The 15,495-nt window shown below is 70.3% G+C and carries 13 protein-coding genes; 8 read left to right on the top strand and 5 right to left on the bottom strand.

What is annotated here, in order from left to right; translation table 11 throughout:
- Nucleotides 1-13 precede the first annotated feature (13 nt).
- Nucleotides 14-1,141, top strand: coding sequence for an acyltransferase (locus tag EP757_RS14525; RefSeq protein ID WP_127546314.1), 1,128 nt, complete (start codon nucleotides 14-16; stop codon nucleotides 1,139-1,141).
- On the opposite strand, the gene EP757_RS14530 is transcribed toward EP757_RS14525, so the two are convergent.
- Nucleotides 1,081-2,175 (bottom strand): FAD-dependent oxidoreductase, encoded by a 1,095-nt coding sequence (locus EP757_RS14530; RefSeq protein ID WP_127546317.1) that lies wholly within the window; start codon nucleotides 2,173-2,175, stop codon nucleotides 1,081-1,083. The two genes, EP757_RS14525 and EP757_RS14530, sit on opposite strands and share 61 nt — an antisense overlap.
- A gap of 124 nt (nucleotides 2,176-2,299) precedes the next feature.
- Between EP757_RS14530 and EP757_RS14535 the strand changes: the two genes are divergently transcribed.
- Nucleotides 2,300-3,142: a helix-turn-helix domain-containing protein gene (locus EP757_RS14535; RefSeq protein ID WP_127546320.1), complete on the top strand. Its 843-nt coding sequence runs from the start codon at nucleotides 2,300-2,302 to the stop codon at nucleotides 3,140-3,142.
- On the opposite strand, the gene EP757_RS14540 is transcribed toward EP757_RS14535, so the two are convergent.
- The gene (locus EP757_RS14540; protein ID WP_127546323.1) at nucleotides 3,143-3,991 is read right to left on the bottom strand and encodes an alpha/beta fold hydrolase; all 849 of its coding nucleotides are present in this window, start codon (nucleotides 3,989-3,991) and stop codon (nucleotides 3,143-3,145) included.
- 94 nt (nucleotides 3,992-4,085) lie between these two features.
- Here EP757_RS14540 and EP757_RS14545 point away from each other — a divergent pair, with 94 nt between their 5' ends.
- Nucleotides 4,086-5,141 (top strand): LacI family DNA-binding transcriptional regulator, encoded by a 1,056-nt coding sequence (locus EP757_RS14545; RefSeq protein ID WP_127546326.1) that lies wholly within the window; start codon nucleotides 4,086-4,088, stop codon nucleotides 5,139-5,141.
- A 42-nt stretch (nucleotides 5,142-5,183) separates the two neighbouring features.
- A complete protein-coding gene (locus tag EP757_RS14550) occupies nucleotides 5,184-7,031 on the top strand; it encodes a ricin-type beta-trefoil lectin domain protein (protein WP_127546330.1) in 1,848 nt (615 codons plus the stop codon).
- Nucleotides 7,032-7,063: 32 nt separating this feature from the next.
- Here the strand turns inward: EP757_RS14550 and EP757_RS14555 are convergent, their stop codons facing one another.
- Complete coding sequence (locus EP757_RS14555) at nucleotides 7,064-8,188, bottom strand: Lrp/AsnC family transcriptional regulator (RefSeq protein ID WP_127546333.1); 1,125 nt, start codon at nucleotides 8,186-8,188, stop codon at nucleotides 7,064-7,066.
- A gap of 58 nt (nucleotides 8,189-8,246) precedes the next feature.
- Here EP757_RS14555 and EP757_RS14560 point away from each other — a divergent pair, with 58 nt between their 5' ends.
- Together EP757_RS14560 and EP757_RS14565 are read left to right on the top strand one after the other, a co-directional pair.
- On the top strand, nucleotides 8,247-9,437 hold the full coding sequence (locus EP757_RS14560) for a M20 family metallopeptidase (RefSeq protein WP_127546336.1): 1,191 nt from the start codon (nucleotides 8,247-8,249) through the stop codon (nucleotides 9,435-9,437).
- Nucleotides 9,434-10,819 carry an MFS transporter gene (locus tag EP757_RS14565; protein ID WP_127546339.1) on the top strand — a complete coding sequence of 462 codons (1,386 nt, stop codon included), beginning with the start codon at nucleotides 9,434-9,436 and terminating at the stop codon, nucleotides 10,817-10,819. The genes EP757_RS14560 and EP757_RS14565 overlap by 4 nt, the downstream gene beginning before the upstream one ends.
- Before the next feature lie 47 nt (nucleotides 10,820-10,866).
- Here the strand turns inward: EP757_RS14565 and EP757_RS14570 are convergent, their stop codons facing one another.
- Entirely contained in the window at nucleotides 10,867-12,186 is a 1,320-nt protein-coding gene (locus EP757_RS14570) for a hypothetical protein (RefSeq protein WP_127546341.1), read from the bottom strand.
- 59 nt (nucleotides 12,187-12,245) lie between these two features.
- Here EP757_RS14570 and EP757_RS14575 point away from each other — a divergent pair, with 59 nt between their 5' ends.
- Entirely contained in the window at nucleotides 12,246-12,761 is a 516-nt protein-coding gene (locus EP757_RS14575; RefSeq protein ID WP_127546344.1) for an acyl-CoA thioesterase, read from the top strand.
- Nucleotides 12,762-12,779: 18 nt separating this feature from the next.
- Nucleotides 12,780-14,723: an acetoacetate--CoA ligase gene (locus tag EP757_RS14580; RefSeq protein WP_127546347.1), complete on the top strand. Its 1,944-nt coding sequence runs from the start codon at nucleotides 12,780-12,782 to the stop codon at nucleotides 14,721-14,723.
- Here EP757_RS14580 and EP757_RS14585 read toward each other — a convergent pair.
- Nucleotides 14,701-15,429: a TIGR03089 family protein gene (locus EP757_RS14585; RefSeq protein WP_127546350.1), complete on the bottom strand. Its 729-nt coding sequence runs from the start codon at nucleotides 15,427-15,429 to the stop codon at nucleotides 14,701-14,703. The genes EP757_RS14580 and EP757_RS14585 overlap by 23 nt on opposite strands.
- Nucleotides 15,430-15,495: the final 66 nt, after the last annotated feature.

A 15,495-nucleotide genomic window follows, 5' to 3' on the forward strand; every position in this document is an offset into this window, starting at 1 on the left:
CGGCTGAGGCGGAATGTCGAACCGGCGTCTCGGGTGGCTGGACGGACTGCGGGCGGTCGCCGTCCTGCTGGTCCTCTATGCCCACGTGAGCCGGTTCGCCTTCCCCGAGGTTCGCGCGGTCACCAGCGAGTGGCTGCATGCCGGCGTCGCCGGGGTGATGCTGTTCTTCCTGGTCAGCGGATACATCATCCCGGCGTCGCTGGAACGCCACGGCGACCTTCGGCGGTTCTGGGCGGGGCGCTTCCGGCGGCTCTGGCCGCTCTACACAGCAGTGATCATCGCGGCATCACTTATCCCGATAAATCCGGATTTGTCGCTCCCGACGACCACCGCTCACGCGACAATGCTCCCCTTCCTGACCAACACCGAACTGGTGACACCGGTCCTCTGGACGCTCAGCTTCGAGATGGCCTTCTACCTGCTCGTCTCGGCACTGTTCGCGATCCGGTTGCACCGAGCCGAGTCCATCGTCGCGGTCATCTTCGCTCTCCTGGGAGTGGCCACCGCGCCGCTGATCTCCGCGCGACACGAGGTGATCGTCCCGACCGTGATCGCCCTCGCCGCCGGTCTGGCCGGCGTCTGCAGCCGCCGGCGCTGGGCGATCACGGTGGGCGGGCTGACCCTGGCGGGGCTGGCCGGCTTCCTCCTGCTGACTGCCATGAACCCGTCGCACGCCTGGGACGGCCTGCTCATCCTGGCCGTGATGTTCACCGGTACCGCGATCTATCGAGCTGACACCGGCCAGACCACCTGGTGGCCGGTTCTGATCACGGTGACGGTCGTGGCGGGCGCGCTGCTGACGAACTGGTTCGCCGAGCTGCGGTCGCTCGGCGGGTTCACGCCGCAGTACACGGCCCGCTCGGTGATCACGCTGCTGGTCTTCGGCGGCGCCTTCGCCGTGGGGATGGTGACCCGTCACCGGCGGACCCCGGCCTGGCTGACCCGGATCGGCGTGATCAGCTACTCGGTCTATCTCGTCCACTATGTCCTTCTGCAGGTCGTGGGCCGGTATCTGCACGGCCCGGTCGAGGCGGTCGTCTTCCTGGCCGCGCTCTACGGCATCTGCGAGCTGACCTACCGTTACATCGAGGTCGGCGTGTCAGTCCGTGCGCCGAGCATCGCGGCGTACCGCTCCAGATAGAACGTCTTCTTGAACCCGGCCGTCTCCGCAGCGCCGAGCACGCCCATGCTCGGTTCGTAGGTCGCGCCACCGTCCGATCCCAGCGGCAGCACGATCGCGTCCGGCGCCGGGTGGTGCTCCGGCGACAGGGTCTCGCCGTGGAGCAGCGCGCGGATCCCGGCGGCGACCACCTCGGCGTGCGCGGCGGCGTTGCGGGCCGTCTTCATCTCCGGCACGGCTGTTACATCGCCGATCGCGAAGATCCGGTCGTGTCCGGGAATGGTCAGGCGTGGCGTCACCGTGAGCCGCCCGTCCGGCTGCCTGGCCCCGGCCAGGGCCGGATCCAGATATCCGGTGTCCACCCGTCCGCCGAAGCACGGCAGCCACAGGTCGGCGGCGATCACCTCACCCTGGTCGGTGGTCACGGTGAAGGGGCGCAGGCTTCCGGGCGCCGGTTCCGGCTGGGTGCGCAGCGAGGTTCCGAGCTTCAGTCGTACGGGGAAAGCCGCGAGCTGTCGCCGGACGAGCGACCGGAACTCCTCCGGGAAGCGTCCACCGAGCGGCTCCCGGCCCGGATCCATGATCGTCACCGCTTTTCCCGGCCAGGCCGCCGCGATCTCGCCCGCCAGTTCGAGCCCGACCGCACCGGCGCCGAGCAGTAGCACGTGCGACGCGCGGGCCAGGTTGTCACGGAGGCGGTCCAGGTCGGCCGGCCCGTGCGCCGGGTCGTCGATCTTGGATGGGAAGGGACCCGTCGAACCCGTCGCCAGCACCGTGTAGCCGGCCGCCAGTTCGGTGCCCGAGGACAGCCGCACCATGCCGTCCGTGACGTGCACGGCCCTGTCCCGCAGGACCCGGCCGCGGGTGAGCAGTCCGTCGTACGAAATGAAGATCTTGTCCTGCCAGGAAGGATCGACCGTGGCACGCAGCGCCGCCACGTTGTGCACGAACGACTCGCGCGGCTCGACCAGGGTCACGTCGGCGATGTCGTCGAGCGCCTTCGCCACCGCGATGCCGCCGTAGCCACCACCGACCACCACCACGTTCTCGGACATGTTCCACACCTCTCGCATCGGATGTGACCGACTCTGGGCCGGGATCGGGCGGACGGGGAGACCGGCACAAGGGTGGTAGTGACGGGGACACCCTCCGGGGCGCCGGCGTTGTTACGGTCGGGGAGTGAGCGACAACGAGCTCGGTCTCTTCCTGCGCAGCCGGCGTGAGGCGGTCAGTCCGGCCGAGGCGGGGCTGCCGCACGGGCAGCGGCGGCGTACTCCCGGGCTGCGCCGGGCCGAGGTGGCGATGCTCGCCGGCCTGAGCGTGGAATACCTGATCCGTCTCGAACAGGGCCGGGACCGGCATCCGTCGCCGCCGGTGCTCGCCGCACTAGCCGGTGTCCTGCGGCTCACCCCGGCCGAGCGCGTCCACCTGCACCGCCTGGTCAAGTCCGCGGACCCCGGCTTCCGCTGCCGGGGAGAACTCGGTCCGGCTCGGGCGGTGCGCCCCACCGTGCGCGCCCTCCTCGACCATCTGGAACCGGCCGCCGCCGTCCTGCTCAACCAGCTCGGTGATGTCCTGGCGTGCACTGCGGGCTTCCGCCGGCTCGCCGCCCCGCTGGGTCTGCTCGACGGCCCGGACCCGAACCTGGTCCGGTTCGTCCTGGCCGATCCGCGTGCCCGGACCGCCTTCCCGGACTGGGATCACGTCGCTGACGAGCAGGTCGCGGCGCTGAAGCAGGGACCGTTCCGGGCCGATCCGCACGTGGCGGCGTTCGCGGACGAGCTGACCGTCACGGCCGGATCCGCGTTCACCGCACGGGTCGCGCGCGTGCCGGGTCTGGCCCGGGCCACCGGGGCGCTGCGTGTCGCTCACCCGGAGGCGGGTGCTCTGAGGCTGATGTACGAGACCTTGGAACTCTCCGCCGACGACGACCAGCGCATCGTGACCTACCTGCCGGGCGACGAAGCGACCGCTGCAGCGCTGCGTGACCTGCGAGAGCCGCTGCGCCTGGTGGCCGGCTGATCAGCGGCTGGGATCGAGGGCGGGATCGTCGGTCGTGGGGGAGCCGGTCAGGGCTATGGCCGCCATCGCCGTCAGGGACGACGTGCCCGGCCGGAAGTAGCCGTCGTGCCCTGTGACGTCGTCACAGGGCAGGCGGAGTGCGCCGAACGCCGGGTCGGCAGGAGTGCGGTTGTGGCCTACGCCGAGGAGGCGCACCGGCGGTAGGCGACGGGTCCAGTCGTCGGGGGCGCTGCCTGCCCAGACCCGGGCCTCGGTGTGCAGGGCCGCACGGTTCGGGACGCCCAGGCCGGGGCTGCCGATCGCCACGATGTCGGTCACCTGTGGAGGCAGGGCCGGTGCGGCCATGGCGGCGACGATCGAGCCGTAGCTGTGGCCGATCAGGGTTATCCGCCGTTCCGGATGGTCGCGCAGCAGGACGTCGACGAAGGCGCGCAGGGCTACGGCTCCGGCCGCGGCGCGGTCTTCGCGGAGGGCTTCCCGGCGTACCCCCTCGGGTGGGTCGTAGCCCAGCCAGGCGATCACCGCGACCGGCGCGCCCGGATCTCGCGCGAGGATCTCGTCGCGCAGGCGGCGGGCCTGCCAGGCGGGCGCGCGCTGGATGACGCCGCCGAGACCGGTGTCGAAATTGGACCTGGTGGTGTCGACGCCCGGGATCAGCACGGCGACCCGGCGGGCGGTGGTGAGATCGCCCAGCACCTCGGCGATCCGGCCGTCGCCGTGCGGATCGTCGGCGATGATCTTCCGGCTCAGGTCGTAGCGCAGGTCCGGCAGGGTCGCCTCGGCAGGGCTGAAGAGCCAGAGCGCCGGCGCGGCGAGCAGCAGCAACGTGACGATCCACAGTCGGTTCATGGCCGGAAAAGTAGGAAGACGGTGGATCGGCGCACGTCGGTCCGCAGGACTGTTTGTCCCCTAGCACTCAGGTATCAGCGTCTATGCTCGGCCGATGAAACACGGGGATGAAACAGTGCCGCGACGCGTCACCGTCCGGGACGTGGCAGCACAGACCGGCCTGTCGATCGCGACCGTCTCCCGGGTGCTGAACGGGCGGGCCAACGTCGCGCCGCACACCCGCGACAGGGTGCTCAGCGCCATGGGCGGTCTCGGACGGCAGGCGCCCCGGCGACGCGGCGACCGGGCCACCGGGATCTTCGTGCGCTGCCCGTACGTGCTGACCGACTACTTCGGACTGATCGTCTCCGCGCTGACCGAGGCACTGGAGCCGCACGGCCTCCAGGTGATCCTCAACGCCGGGGTGGCGGCGCAGCGCGACCGGGTGCTGGGCGAGCTCACCGGCCGCCGGGACGTGGCCGGCGCGATCCTGATCCTGCCCCCCGAACCCGGCGCCGAGCTGGTCAAGCTCCGGGATCGGGGGTTCCCGTTCGTGGTGGTGGATCCTCGTACGCCGCCGCCCCGCAACATCGCCGCCGTCTCCGCCGCGCATTTCTCCGGCGCCCGGATGCTCACCGCGCACCTGGTCGAACTCGGTCACCGGCGGATCGGGATCATCGGGGGCCCGCGGGACTGGCTGGCCGGTGAGAACCGGTTCGCCGGCTACCTGTCGCCGCTGGCCGACGCCGGCGTGCTGCAGGCGCCCGAGCTGACCAGGTTCGTCGCCGAGCCGACCACCGAGCTGGGCCACCGGGCCGCGGCCGAGCTGCTGGATCTGCCGGACCGGCCGAGCGCGCTGGTGGCGTTCAACGACAAGATGGCGATCGGCGCGCTGCGGGCGGCCGCCGAGCGGGGGCTGCGGGTTCCGGAGGACCTGTCGGTGGCCGGATTCGACGACATCGAGCTGGCCGAGGCGTGCCGTCCGCAGCTGACCACGGTCCGGCAGCCGCTCGGTGAGATGGGCCGGATGGCGGTCAACCTGCTGCTGCGGATGCTGGGCGGCCATCGGCTGGAGGCGCTGCACGTGGAGCTGGCGACCGAACTGGTGGTGCGCGGTTCCACTGACGTGTTTCACGGTTCCGGAACCTCAACAGCGCAATCCCGGGGTTGAAAGCATTGACCCGGTTGGATTAACGAAGGTTTCCTTCCGGTCATGAGACTGTTGCTAGCAGCGGCGGTCGGCGCTTCTGCTCTCCTCGCGTCCCCCGCATCCCCAGCCCTCGCCGCCGGCGAGACCGTCAACGTCTACTTGACCACCACATCGGACAGTGGAGGCCGCGCCGTCACGCGTGGGCTCCAGCAGCAATCCCCGATCACCTTCGGCCCGGCCGGCGGCTCCGCAAACCAGACGATCACGGTGAACGAGGGCGTCACCTACCAGACCTTCGAGGGTGGTGGCGCGTCGATCACCGACACCACCGCCTACCTGCTGCGCGGCGGCCCGATCAGCGCGGCCACTCGCGACGCCGTGATGACCAGGCTGTTCAGCCCGGCCGAGGGGATCGGGCTCTCGTTCGTCCGCAACCCGATCGGCGCCTCCGACCTGTCCCGGCCCGGGAACGTCTCGCTCGACGACACCTGCTGCGACCTGAACGACTTCGGCAGCAACGGGTACGACACGAACGTCCGCCTGCTGACCCAGCAGGCCCGGCAGCTCAACCCGGCGCTGCGCGTCAAGGGCGTCCCGTGGAGCGCGCCCGGCTGGATGAAGGACAACGGCCGGATGGACCAGATGGGCTGGCTCAAGTGGGAGTATTACCCGCTCTACGCCCAGTACCTGGTCAAGTACGTCCAGAGTTACCAGGCCGCGGGCGTGCCGGTGAACTACATCTCGGTGCAGAACGAGCCGAACTGCTGCCAGGCCGCCAACCCGACGGCGATGAACTACCCCGGCATGAGCTGGAACCCGTCCGGCCTGGCCGAGTTCACCAAGAACCACGTCTACCCGGCGTTCCGGGCGGCCGGGATCACCACGAAGGTGCTGATCCACGACTGGAACTACGGCGACTACGCGAACTTCGGGGCCGCCATCCTCGGTGACGCCGGAGTACGCGACGATCCGCTCTTCGGCGGCATCGCCTGGCACGGGTACGCAGGCGATCCGGCCGTCGGGACCGAGGTGCACAACGCGTACCCGGCGGTGAAGCAGTTCAGCACCGAGCACTCCGGCGGCACGTGGATCACCAACCAGCACAACGAGGACCTCGCCGACATCGTCAACTACGCCCGCAACTGGAGCAGCAGCCTGGTCAAGTGGAGCCTGGCGCTGAACCAGAACATGGGACCGCACAACGGCGGCTGCGGCACGTGCACCGGGCTGATCACCGTGCAGGAGGGCGGCAGCCGGGCCGGGCAGGTCGACTACACGATCGAGTACTACACGACCGGGCACCTCACCAAGTTCGTGAAGCCGGGCGCGGTCCGGATCGAGTCGAACAACACCGCCGTGCAGAACGTGGCGTGGCGCAACCCGGACGGTTCGAAGGCGCTGATCGCGCACAACGGCGGGACGGCTGCCCAGTCCGTACGGGTGAACTGGGGTTCGCAATCCTTCGTCTACACCCTGCCGGCCCGGACGACGGCGACCTTCACCTGGTCCGGGGCCTCGGCGCCGCAGCCCAGCGGCACGATCACCGGGCTCGGCGGCAAGTGCGTCGACGTGGCGGGCGCGTCCTCGGCCAACGGGACCGCGGTGCAGCTCTACGGGTGCAACGGGACGACCGCCCAGCAGTGGACGCGGGCCTCGGACGGGACGCTGCGGTCGCTCGGCAGATGCCTGGACATCAGTGGTCCGAGCAGCGCCGACGGTACGGTGACGCATCTGTGGGACTGTCACTCGGGGAGTTCGCAGAAGTGGACGTACGACAGTGCCACGCAACGCCTGGTGAACGGATATTCCGGCAAATGTCTGGATGTGACCGGAAATAATTCGGCAGACGGCACCCGGTTGCAGATCTGGACCTGCACCACCGGCGCCAACCAGAAGTGGGTGCTTCGCTAGGCGACCGACGGTTTACTGTGAAGCCGGTGGGTTCAATCTGGACTACCCGCGACTGGCTGTGTAGGGGCGGTCAGTCGTCCCGCCTGCCGGAGGCGAGCCAAAAGTTCGCCTTCGGCAGCGTCGGACACCGGGTCGTTCCAGAATCCGAGCGGCACCGTCCGCAGGTTGCGCCCGAGCGGATCCAGCAGATGGCCGCCCAGCTTCAGCACCCAGAGCGCCACCGCCCGGTCCGTGATCGTCAGCTCCGGCACCTGCACGGCGAGCCGCGCCTCGAACGCCGCCACCTCCTGCACCGACCGCAGCCAGACCACCAGGATCAGGTTCGCCGAGCCGGACAGCGTCGCGCAGAACCGGGTCTCCCGCATCCCACTCAGCTTGCTCACCACCCGCCCGGTGTCGGCCGGCGGCAGCGTGCACCAGAGCGACACCGAGATCGGGTAACCGGAGACGTACCGCGCCACCTCGCATCGGTAGACGATCGACCGCTCCACGTCCAGCCGATCGAGTCGCCGCCGGACCGTCGTCGGGCTCAGACCGGTCCGTTCCGCGATCCGCACGGCCGGCTGGCGCGGATCCTCACTCAGAGCCTGGATCAGTCGTACGTCCTCGTCACCGAAGACATGCCCCTTCTTCGCCGCCCCCGCCCGTCCCTCGGTGAGTGACTGCCGAGCCTGCTCGCTGAGCCGGTCGAGCCGCCACCGGCTGCCCTCGATGTGCACCGTCACGGCGATCTGCGTACGCGACGCCGCCACCCCGGCGAGCGTGCCGAGCCGCAGACTCAGGTAGCGGCCGAGCTGCACGTGGTCGACGAAGGCGGCCTGGATCAGCAGGTCCCGCGCGCCGGTCACGTGCTCCAGGGTCACGATGTTCACGTCGTCGGCGAGGCCGGCCGCCACCTCGGGCAGGCGGCCCGCCACGCAGTCCACCTCGATGACGGCGAGCACCACCGAGGGGAGCGCGAGCTGGGCCGGCAGGCAGCTGATCCACGCGTGCCCGGACTGGAAGAGCCGGTTCCACCGCCGGGCCGCGGTCGAGGAGTCCACGCCGAGCGCCGCGCCGATCCGCTGCCAGTCCGCGCGGGGCGCGAGTTGCAGAGCGGTCAGGAGTTGATAGTCCAGCTCGTCGAGGGTGAGCGTTTCCGGCGTATCAGCTGGCATGGCTGGCGGATCTCTGCAATTTCCGCGCCACGACGTTCATTCTGGTGACCATACCGCCATGTTCACCTCCTCCGACGTTCTTCCGTACGCCGAGCGTCTGATCGCCCTGCGCCAGGCGCTGCACCGCGAACCCGAACTCGGGCTCGACCTACCGCTGACCCAGGCGAAGGTGCTCGCGGCGCTGGACGGCCTGCCCCTGGAGATCACCACGGGCAAGTCGCTGACCTCGATCACCGCAGTGCTGCGCGGCGGCCGTCCCGGTCCGGCCGTGCTGCTGCGGGGTGACATGGACGCGCTTCCGGTTCAGGAGGAGAGCGGTGTCGCGTACGCCTCCCGGATCGCCGGCACGATGCACGCCTGCGGCCACGACATCCACACGGCCGGCCTGGTCGGCGCGGCCCATCTGCTCGCGTCCCGGCGCGACGAGCTCGCCGGCGACGTCGTCCTCATGTTCCAGCCGGGCGAGGAGGGCCAGCGCGGCGCCAAGATCATGATCGACGAGGGTGTGCTGGACGCGGCCGGTTCGCGGGTCGTCGCGGCGTACGCCCTGCACGTGGCCGCCACGGCGCTGCCCCTCGGCCTGATCGCCACCCGGCCCGGCCCGGTCCTGGCCGCCTCCGACTCGGTCACCGTGACGGTCACCGGTCGTGGCGGGCACGGCTCGTCGCCGCACCTCGCCGTCGACCCGGTGCCCGCCCTCTGCGAGATGGTGACAGCCCTGCAGACGATGGTGACCCGGACCGCCGACGCGTGGGACCCGGCGGTGCTGACCGTCGGCTCGATCCACGCCGGTTCCGCTTCGAACGTCATTCCGTCGAGCGGCACATTCCAGGCCACCGTGCGGACGTTCTCGGCCGCCACCCACGCCGCGATCCGGACCGGTGTCGAACGGGTCGTGCGGGGCGTCGCTGACGCGCACGGTGTCCAGGTGGAGATCGACTACGAGGAGAACTACCCGGTCACGGTGAACGACGCCGGTGAGGCCGACTTCGCGTACCGGACCATGCAGGAGGTCTTCGGCGCCCAGCGTGCGTTCCTGGCGCCGCGGCCGCTCGCCGGGTCGGAGGATTTCTCGTTCGTGCTCGACCAGGTGCCCGGCGCGTACCTGATGCTCGGCGCCGTTCCCCCGGGAACCGACCCGGCCACGGCGCCGATGAACCACGCGCCCCAGGCCGTCTTCGACGACCGTGCCGTTCCGGAGGCCGCTGTGGCGCTGGCCTCCCTCGCTCTGGCCCGGCTCTCCCGATGACCGCGGTCCTGGAGAAGCAGAAGGTCTCCGCCGTCGTCGGCCTGCTGGTCCTCTTCGAGATCACCAGCGGGTTCATCCAGGGTGGGGTCGCGCCGCTGCTGCCCGACCTCGGCACCGAGATGAACATCTCCGACGCCAACCTGAACTGGGTCATCTCGGTCCAATTGCTCACCGCTGCGGTCTCCGTCCCCGCTTTCGGGCGATTGGGTGATCTGTACGGCCACCGCCGCATGCTCCGGATCGCCCTGGCATGCGTGGCCGTCGGCAGCGTTCTCGTCGTGATCGCGCCCAACCTCGCGGTCCTGCTGGCCGGCCGTGCCCTCCTCGGTCCACTGGCCGCGCTGCTGCCTCTCGAGATCGCGCTGGTCCGGGACCGCCTGCCGGTCGAACTGGCCCGGCGAGCCATCGCCCGGCTGGTCGGCGCGCTGGCCCTGGGCGGACTGCTCGGCGGCGTCATCACCGCCGGCCTCTACCAGGTCATCGGCGACGCCCGGCTCACCCTGCTGATCCCGGCGATCCTCGCGGTGATCTGCGTGCCCGTGTCGTTCCTGGCCGTACCGGAGACGTCCCGGCTCGCCACCGGCAAGCTGGACGTTCCCGGCGTCGCGGTGCTCAGCGCCTCGATGGTCGCGCTGCTCGGCGGCATCTCGCTGCTCGGCTCCGCCTTCACCGCCGGTGTGGCGCTGACCGTCGCCGGCCTCGCCGGGTTCGCCGCGTGGATCGCCCTCGAACTGCGCACCGCCGAACCCCTCGTCGACCTAAGGGCACTGGCCGGGCGGCAGGTCGCGCCGTTCTTCCTCTGCTCGTTCGTCTTCGGCATCGTCTACTTCGGCAGCCAGGCCCCGGACTCGACGTTCCTCGCCGCCGACCGTTCCTCGGCGGGATACGGATTCGGTTTCACCGCTCTCCAGATCTCGCTCGTCGCGCTGCCCGCCGCCGTCATGGCCGTGGTCGGCTCGACGCTGACGGCGGCCATCGCCGGGCGATTCGGGTACCGGCCCACCCTCGTCGTCGCGTTCCTGACCATCGCGTGCACATTCCTCGCGCAGGCGCTGTTCCACGACGAGCTCTGGCAGCTGCTGCTCTTCAAGCTGCCGGTCGGGTTGGCCGCCGGTGTTGCGCTCGGTGCCATGCCCACGGTGATCGCGGAGACCGCTGATCCTTCTCGTACGGGGATCACGACCGCCCTCTACAACAACGTGAAGACGCTGGGCGGGGCGGTCGCCGGTGCCGTGGTCGCGGCGATCCTCGCTGCTCTGGTGCAGGGGAGCGGGACGACTCCCACCGAAGGTGCCTATGTCGTGGTCTGGTTGATGTGCTCGGTGTTGTGTATGGGCGCTGCGGCCTCGGCACTCTTCGCCCGCCGGGTCGAGACCGTCTGATTCTCGGCAGGGTCCGCCCGGCGGTACCGGAGAGCGAGATTCGAGTCTCAGGACTCCGCGGCGGGAGCTGAGCGCTGGGCCGGGATCAAGACGGTCTGGGCTTCCGCGACCTTGGACTCTGCGGGCTTGGACTCTGCGGGCCTCGACTCGGTCGGCTTGGCGTCTGCGGGCGTGGACTCGGCCGGCTTGGCGTCTGCCGGCTTGGGTTCGGCGGCCCGGAGCTCCGCGGGCTTGGGGGCTGCGGGTGCGGCGGCCGGGGGCTTGGGGGCTGCGGGTGCGGCGGCGGGCCTGAGGGCTGCCGGGGGTGCGGCGGACGCAGGCTTGGGGGCTGCCGGGGGTGCGGCGGCCGCGGGCTTGAGGGCTGCCGGGGGTGCGGCGGGGGTGGACGGGGTCACGTCGCCTCGGGAGAGGCGGTGGGTCTCCTCGTCGTCCGCCGGCTTGATCGCTGACAGGACCGTGGTCTGGTCGCCGGCCTGCTCGGCGGATGCCTGGGGCTTGTCGCCGGTAGCCGCCGGGAAGAGCATCGTGGTGTCCTCGCGCGGGGCGGCCACCGTCGGCCCGGCAGCGGCGGGGCTGGTCGGAGCGGTGATCGCCACGGTGGCGTCGGAGGCGGGCACGGCTGCGGTCCGGTCGTTGACCGGGAAGGCCACGGTGCGGTCGTTCGTCGGGAACGAGACGGTCCGGTCGGCGTTCGGGACGGCGACGGTCCGGTCGGCGTTCGGGACGGCGACGGTTCGGTCGGCGTTCGGGGTCGCGGCGTTGGGGGTCGCGGCGCCGGGGTTTGCGGTGCCGGGGATGGCTACGGTTCGGTCGGTGGCCGGAGTGGTGGCGGCCGGGCGGGCCAGGGTCGCCGGTGTGGTGGCGGGGCGGATGACCGTCGTCTCGGCGATCGAGAGCGGAGCCGCGCCGGCCACCGACGCCTTGCCGCGGAAACGGCCGATCTCGCCGATGATCGGGAGGACCGGAGGCTCGTAGCGGGCCCAGCGGCGGGCACTGAGTGCCGTGCCGATCAGCGGAATCGCCAGGAGGGCGGCCAGTCCGTATCCGGGCCGGCTCAGGTCGAAGGTGTCCTTCGAGATCTCCGGGGCCCACAGACCCGCGTACGCCTCGGGCGACGTCCACGCCCAGATCGTGACACCCAGATAGGCCACGCCCGCCAGCACGGGCCCGGCGGGTGAGACCGGTGCGAACGTGAGGATGGCGTACAGGATGCCGGAGAAGATCAGAAGCAGCAGGCCCGCGATCGACTCCTCGGCGAAGAACTCGCGGCCGCGACTCGTCAGGTCGTGGGTGAAACCGACACCGGCCAGGATCCAGATGGACGGGGCCAGCACGAGTGCATACAGAATCGACCTGAGGTGACGCATGATCCGGCACGCTACCCCGGCCGGGCAAGCGCTCGCGAATGCCGTCGTAACGTACAGACATGGAACTCCCACGCCCCACGGCGCGCTCACGGGTCACGCTCAGCCGGATCATGAGTGCGGTCGACGTCAACCTGTACGGGACCGTGCACGGCGGTGTGCTGATGAAGTTCGTGGACGACGTGGCCGGCGCCAGTGCGGCACGGCACAGCGGCGGCACGGCCGTCACCGCGGCGATCGACGAGATCGTCTTCCTGGAGCCGGTACGGGTCGGCGATCTCGTGCACGCGTACGCGCAGGTCAACTGGGCCGGCTCGACGTCGATGGAGGTCGGCGTCCGAGTGACCGCCGAACGCTGGGACACCGCCGACACCGAACCGATCCCGGTGGCGACCGCGTACCTGGTGTTCGTGGGCATCGATGTGGACGGTCGCCCGCGGAAGGTGCCGCCGGTGCTGCCCGCTGACGGCGAGGATCGGCGGCGTTTCCAGGAGGCGATGATCCGGCGTGATCACCGTCTCGCCCGCCGGACCGCGATCCAGAAGGCGCGAGCGGAGATCCACAACGACGGCCTGTAGCGGTTTAGGGTGTGCCGCATGACGGTGACGACGGACACAGTGTTGTGGGAGCCGCCGGCCGGCATCCGGGAGACGTCCCGGATCGGCCACTACCTGGCTTGGCTGGAACGCGAGCGTGGCCTGACATTCGCCGACTATGCGGCTCTCTGGGACTGGTCGGTCACCGATCTGGCCGGCTTCTGGCAGTCGATCTGGGACTACTTCGAGGTGATCGCCCACGATCAGCCGAGGGCGGTGCTCGGTGACACGGGCATGCCGGGCGCGGAGTGGTTTCCGGGGGCGACGCTCAACTACGCGGAGAACGTGCTGCGGATTCCCGGCCGGGGAGATGACGACACGGTCGTCCGGGCGTACTCCCAAAGCCGTGACCCCATCCATCTGACCGCCCGGCAGCTGCGCGATCAGGTCTCCAAGGTCCGTGCCGGGCTGAAGGCCCGCGGCGTCGGCAGAGGTGACCGGGTTGCGGCCTATGCGCCGAACATCCCGGAGACCTATGTGCTGATGCTCGCGACGGCGAGCCTCGGCGCGATCTTCTCGTCGTGTGCGCCCGAGTTCGGCGCCCGCAGCGTGATCGACCGGTGGAGTCAGATCGAGCCCAAGGTCCTGGTGGCGACGGACGGCTACCGCTACGGCGACAAGGCCGTCACCAGAAAAGCCGAGATCTCCGATATATCGGCAGCGATCCCGTCCATCCAGCACGTGATCACGATCGGCTACCTCGACGAGACCGCGGGCGATTGGGATCAACTCACCGGCGACGAGCCACTCACGTTCGAGCCCGTCGATTTCGATCATCCCTTGTACGTCCTGTACAGCAGTGGCACCACCGGCCTGCCGAAACCGATCGTCCACGGGCACGGTGGCATCCTGCTGGAGCACCTGAAGACACTGGCGCTGCACCACGATCTCGGCCCTGAGGACCGCTTCTTCTGGTTCACCACGACCGGCTGGATGATGTGGAACTTCCTGGTCAGCGGGCCGGCGGTGGGTTCGGGCATCGTCCTGTTCGACGGGAACCCGGGCTGGCCGGACCTCAATGCGCTCTGGGATCTCGTGGACACCGCCGGGATCACGTACTTCGGCACGTCGGCGCCGTTCCTGATGGCCTGCCGGAAGGCGGGACTGACCCCGCGCAAGCGGCTCAAGGGTGTCGGCTCGACCGGCGCGCCGCTGCCGCCGGAGGGTTTCGCCTGGGTCTATGAGGCGGTCGGCAGAGATCTTCAGCTGCTGTCGCTGAGCGGCGGCACCGACGTCTGCACCGGGTTCGTGGGCGGCGCGCCGCTGCTGCCGGTCCGGGCCGGGGTGATCGCCGGGCGGATCCTCGGGGCGAAGGTGGAGGCATTCGATCCGACCGGCCATCCCGTCATCGGTGAGCTGGGCGAACTCGTGATCACCGCGCCGATGCCGAGCATGCCGGTCGGGTTCTGGGGCGACACCGACGGATCGCGGTACCGGGAGGCGTACTTCGACGTCTTCCCCGGTGTCTGGCGGCACGGCGACTGGATCACCATCGCCGAGGACGGCAGCTGTGTGATCACCGGGCGGTCGGACGCCACGCTGAACCGGGGAGGGGTGCGGCTGGGCACCGCCGAGTTCTACTCGGTGGTGGAGAGCCTGCCCGAGATCGTCGACTCGCTGGTCGTGCATCTGGACCGCGCCGACGATCCCAACGGCGAGCTGCTGCTCTTCGTGGTGCTCACCGAGGGGACCGAGCTCGACGACGCCCTGCGCGGCCGGATCGCGCGAGAGCTGCGTGCCGCGCTGTCGCCACGGCACGTGCCCGATGCCGCCTATCAGGTACGCGCGCTGCCCCGCACGTTGTCCGGGAAGAAGCTGGAGGTGCCGGTGAAGCGGATACTCACCGGCACCCCCGTGGACTCGGCGGCGGCGAAGGGCGCCCTGGCGAACCCGGAGTCACTGACCGCCTTCGCCGACCTGGCTACTGAACGAGAACGACGCTGACCTTCTCGCTGGTGCTCCGCGACTCCACCTTGGCCTTGTCGAGGTTGGCGCAGAGCACCACCGAGGCGCCCGCCACCAGCGGGGCCAGCAGCCAGTCGGCCGCGTCCGGATGCAGTGACGTGTCGATCAGCACCCGGTCGCCGGCGCTGATGCCGAGGTCGGCGGCCCGTGCGGTGGCCGCTTCGATCACGTCGGCGTGGCTGAGCTCATAGGGGCCGCCGAGTGCCAGGTCGGCGGGCGCGACCGGGGCGCCGCGGTAGAAGTCGCCGAAGTTGCGGACCTCGGTGACGTAGTCGGCGTACCCGTCGGGCACGGCGCGCAGCGGCATGGCGAACGGCAGCAGGCCGGTGGCGTACCGGTCCAGCCCGGACCAGGCGGCTGCCCGTTCCACCAGGTCCGGTGTGGTGAAGACGGCCTCCACCGGCTGCGGTTCCTCGCCCAGGTCGGCGGCGAGACCGGCGGCGGAGACGCCGAGCAGCAGCGCCGCGGTCTGCCAGTGCGGCGGGAGGACCAGCGCGACGGTGTCGCCGTGGCCCAGCCCGATGCCGTCGACCAGCAGGTTCGCGGTCTTCGAGACCCAGTTGTCAAGGGTCGCCCCGGAGAGCTCGGTGCGGTCTCCGGTGGCGTCGTCGTACCAGGTCAGCAGGGGAGCGGCCGGGTCACGTTCGACTGCGGCCGCGAATGCCTGCGGGATCGTGTTCGTCACCGCCCACACGATAGAGCCCCGAATAACCCTCAGTGTCGCGGACACTTTCTCGAAGCCTTCCGGGCG

It is taken from the genome of Actinoplanes sp. OR16, assembly GCF_004001265.1.
GTDB lineage: Bacteria > Actinomycetota > Actinomycetes > Mycobacteriales > Micromonosporaceae > Actinoplanes.

Bases quoted from the DNA above. Each gene is read 5' to 3' on its own strand.
- EP757_RS14560 (WP_127546336.1), top strand. From the start codon at position 8,247: ATGTTCACCTCCTCCGACGTTCTTCCGTACGCCGAGCGTCTGATCGCC.
- EP757_RS14565 (WP_127546339.1), top strand. From the start codon at position 9,434: ATGACCGCGGTCCTGGAGAAGCAGAAGGTCTCCGCCGTCGTCGGCCTG.
- EP757_RS14580 (WP_127546347.1), top strand. From the start codon at position 12,780: ATGACGGTGACGACGGACACAGTGTTGTGGGAGCCGCCGGCCGGCATC.
- EP757_RS14575 (WP_127546344.1), top strand. From the start codon at position 12,246: ATGGAACTCCCACGCCCCACGGCGCGCTCACGGGTCACGCTCAGCCGG.
- EP757_RS14525 (WP_127546314.1), top strand. From the start codon at position 14: ATGTCGAACCGGCGTCTCGGGTGGCTGGACGGACTGCGGGCGGTCGCC.
- EP757_RS14545 (WP_127546326.1), top strand. From the start codon at position 4,086: ATGAAACACGGGGATGAAACAGTGCCGCGACGCGTCACCGTCCGGGAC.
- EP757_RS14540 (WP_127546323.1), bottom strand. From the start codon at position 3,991: ATGAACCGACTGTGGATCGTCACGTTGCTGCTGCTCGCCGCGCCGGCG.
- EP757_RS14570 (WP_127546341.1), bottom strand. From the start codon at position 12,186: ATGCGTCACCTCAGGTCGATTCTGTATGCACTCGTGCTGGCCCCGTCC.
- EP757_RS14555 (WP_127546333.1), bottom strand. From the start codon at position 8,188: ATGCCAGCTGATACGCCGGAAACGCTCACCCTCGACGAGCTGGACTAT.
- EP757_RS14550 (WP_127546330.1), top strand. From the start codon at position 5,184: ATGAGACTGTTGCTAGCAGCGGCGGTCGGCGCTTCTGCTCTCCTCGCG.
- EP757_RS14530 (WP_127546317.1), bottom strand. From the start codon at position 2,175: ATGTCCGAGAACGTGGTGGTGGTCGGTGGTGGCTACGGCGGCATCGCG.